Source organism: Burkholderia sp. MSMB1826, assembly GCF_001526325.1.
Lineage (GTDB): Bacteria > Pseudomonadota > Gammaproteobacteria > Burkholderiales > Burkholderiaceae > Burkholderia.
This window is the reverse complement of sequence record NZ_LOYN01000023.1, coordinates 1-3172: the sequence shown is the minus strand read 5'-3', so window position 1 is coordinate 3172 and position 3172 is coordinate 1. Positions and strand designations below refer to the sequence as shown.

At 63.8% G+C, this 3172-nt stretch carries 2 protein-coding genes; one reads left to right on the top strand and one right to left on the bottom strand.

Annotated elements, in window-relative coordinates:
• Positions 1 to 436 precede the first annotated feature (436 nt).
• Positions 437 to 1180: a 2OG-Fe(II) oxygenase gene (locus WS95_RS16120; RefSeq protein ID WP_179950201.1), complete on the top strand. Its 744-nt coding sequence runs from the start codon at positions 437 to 439 to the stop codon at positions 1178 to 1180.
• Between the two features lie 256 nt (positions 1181 to 1436).
• Here the strand turns inward: WS95_RS16120 and WS95_RS16115 are convergent, their stop codons facing one another.
• Complete coding sequence (locus tag WS95_RS16115; protein WP_059824634.1) at positions 1437 to 2861, bottom strand: DHA2 family efflux MFS transporter permease subunit; 1425 nt, start codon at positions 2859 to 2861, stop codon at positions 1437 to 1439.
• Between the last annotated feature and the right edge of the window lie 311 nt (positions 2862 to 3172).

The window sequence follows — 3172 nt, the reverse complement described above, 5'->3', positions numbered from 1 at the left end:
TCCTCTACGACGAGTCGTATCGCTTCTTCTTTGAATTCCTCGGAAAACGCACGCCTGACCATGATTTGGCCCTCCAGACGACACGTTACCTCCTTTTCGAACTGTCCAAGGGCATTGAACCACTACACTCCGCCTCTCCGTCTCTCCGTCTCTCCGTCTCTCCGCCTCTCCGCCTCTCCGTCTCTCCGTCTCTCCGTCTCTCCGCCTCTCCGCCTCTCCGTCTCTCCGTCTCTCCGCCTCTCCGCCTCTCCGCTTCGGCACGTCGCCGCATTTAGTGTGTCGATGCCGCGCCTACAACGTTTTCCCGTCCGAATTAAAGCGCAAGATCTGGAGCGTACCGGCACACGGACGCCGCTAGACTGGGTTCGTCAACTTTCGTGAATTCGACCGTGCGCGATCGCACGGCGCCACACTGCCGATACCTCGAGGTATGCCCGTGAACATTGCCGATCTGCAACCTGCCGTCGAACCGCTGGACATCGCACAACGCGTCGGCACCCTCGACTGGCCGAGCATCGAGGCCGAGCTCGATCGCTACGGATGCGCGTGCGTGCCGGGCCTGATGTCGGCAAGCGCGTGCGATGCACTCGCGTCGCTCTATCCGCGCGATGCGCTCTATCGTTCACGTGTCGTGATGGCGCGGCACGGCTTTGGCCGCGGCGAGTACAAGTATTTCGCGTATCCGCTGCCAGCGGTCATCGCCGAACTGCGCGCGACGATCTACCCGCATCTCGTGCCGGTCGCGAATCGCTGGAACCAGGCGCTCGGCATCGACGTCCGTTATCCGAAAGACCATGCGACATTCCTCGATCGCTGCCACGCGGCGGGACAGATGCGACCGACGCCGCTGATCCTGCAATACGGCGCCGACGACTACAACTGCCTCCACCAGGACCTGTACGGCGAGCACGTGTTTCCGCTGCAGGTCGCGATCCTGCTGTCGGCGCCGGGCCGCGATTTCAGTGGCGGGGAGTTCGTGTTGACGGAACAGCGACCCCGCATGCAGTCGCGTGCGGAAGTGGTGCCGCTGACGCAAGGTGATGCAGTGATCTTCGCGGTACACGGCCGGCCTGTGCAGGGAACCCGTGGCGTCTATCGCGTCAACCTGCGTCATGGCGTCAGCCGGATTCGAAGCGGCCACCGCCACACGGTCGGCATCATCTTCCATGACGCGCAGTAACGGGAATCGAAACAGCTGCGCTGCTGCCGCGCCGCTCATTGCGCATCGCATTCATGGTCGTCCCCGCACCGCACGCCGTCGTTCGGAAAACGACCGACCAAGCATGGCCGGCCGGAAGGCCGACTCGGCCGAGGGACGGAAGGCCGGTTGCGCTGACTGTCTGGCAAGCGCGGCTGCAACGCATCAGCACTACCGGTGAACGCCGAAAAACACGCGCCCTCACCTGCCTCCCCGCCAATACGATTTGCAGTCCGGCCTAGCCGCGCGCCACGTTGGCCCGCAGCCGATCGCCGGCATCGGAAGCCAGCCGGGCGTAGCCCGGCAACGTCAGCAGTGCGAGCACGCCCGCCGCGACGAACGCCCAGCGGAAATCGTCGAGCACGTAGTGCATGCCGGCCGCATCGCCGCGCCCCCATGCCGCGAGCCGCAGCGACAATGCACCGAACGCGATCCCCATCCCGATCGTCATCTGCTGCGCGGCGCTCCACAGCGTGCTCGCCGCGCTCGTCTGCTGAGCCGGGATATCCGCATAAGCCAGCGTCGCGAGCGTCGTGAACTGCATCGACCGCGTGAGCCCGTAGACGAATACGACGAGCAACGTGATTGCCAGCGGCGTCGACGCGGTCAGCCAGCCGCATGCGATCGTGACGATGCCGACGATCGTCACGTCGACGAGCGCAACGCGCCGAAAGCCATAACGGTCGAGGATCCACGATGTGCCTGCCTTCATCCCGAGATTGCCGAGCGCGCTGGCGAGCAACAACAGCCCCGACTGGAACGGCGACAGCCCGAAGCCGATCTGGAACAGCAACGGCAGCAGGTACGGGACGGCGTTGATCGCCATCCGCGTGATCGAGCCGGTGATCACCGTCACGGAGAACGTCGGCACTTTCAGCGTCGTGAAATCGAGCAGCGGATGCGCGCAGCGTCGCGCATGCAGCCATGCGGCGATGCCGAACAGCACGCTTGCCCCCACCAGGACACCCGCGCGCGTGAAGTCGACATCCTGCTGGCCGGCTGCTTCGGTGCCGATCAGCAGGCAGGTCAATGCGCCGCCGGCCAGCACGAAACCGACCCAGTCGAGCGGCCGTTGCTCGTCGGCCCGCGTGTTCCGGACGATCAGGCAGGTACAAACGAGCGCAGCGATGCCGAACGGGACGTTCAACAGGAAGATCCATCGCCACGATGCATAGGTCGTGATGAAGCCGCCGACCGGCGGCCCGACGACGGGCGCGACGATGCCCGGCCACGTGATCGTCGCGATCGCGCGCATCAGCCTCGCCTTCTCGGTACTCCGCACGACGATCATTCGCCCGACCGGCACCATCATCGCCCCGCCGACGCCCTGTAGCAGCCGAGCAGCCGTGAACGACATCACACCTTCGGATAGCCCGCACAGCACCGACGCGCCGGTAAAGACGACGATCGCGCTCGCGAAGACCGTCCGCGAGCCATAGCGATCCGCGATCCAGCCGCTGATCGGAATGAACACCGCCAGCGCCAACATGTAGGCCGTCATCCCGAGGCTCAGTGCGTTCGGCCCAACGCCGAACGAACTGGCCATTTGCGGCAGCGCGGTCGCGATGACGGTCGTGTCGAGATACTCCATGAAGAACGTCGCGGCGACGAGATAGGGCAAGAAGTCGGTCGTCCGACCACCTTGAGCGGGGCTGTCAGTCATGAACGATGCAGGAGACGGAATGCAAAGGACACCGACCGCCGGCGGATGCAACCAAGCACCGTGAGATCGGGACGAACGGCGATATTACTCCGAAGGACTTACTCCCTGCTCTGCCGAGCATGTCGCGCGAATGAACTTTATGCGCATAGATTTTTATGCGATTTCGCACTGCGTTCGCTGCGTGTGACCTGCCCCCAGTAAACAGGGCCAACCGGAACCTAGTAAAGTTCGTTTTCGGAGAAGACGAACATGAAGAAGCGCTTTACGGAAGAGCAAATCATCGGCTTTCTGAAGGAAGCCGAAGCCGGCCT

Bases quoted from the DNA above. Each gene is read 5' to 3' on its own strand.
- WS95_RS16115 (WP_059824634.1), bottom strand. From the start codon at position 2,861: ATGACTGACAGCCCCGCTCAAGGTGGTCGGACGACCGACTTCTTGCCC.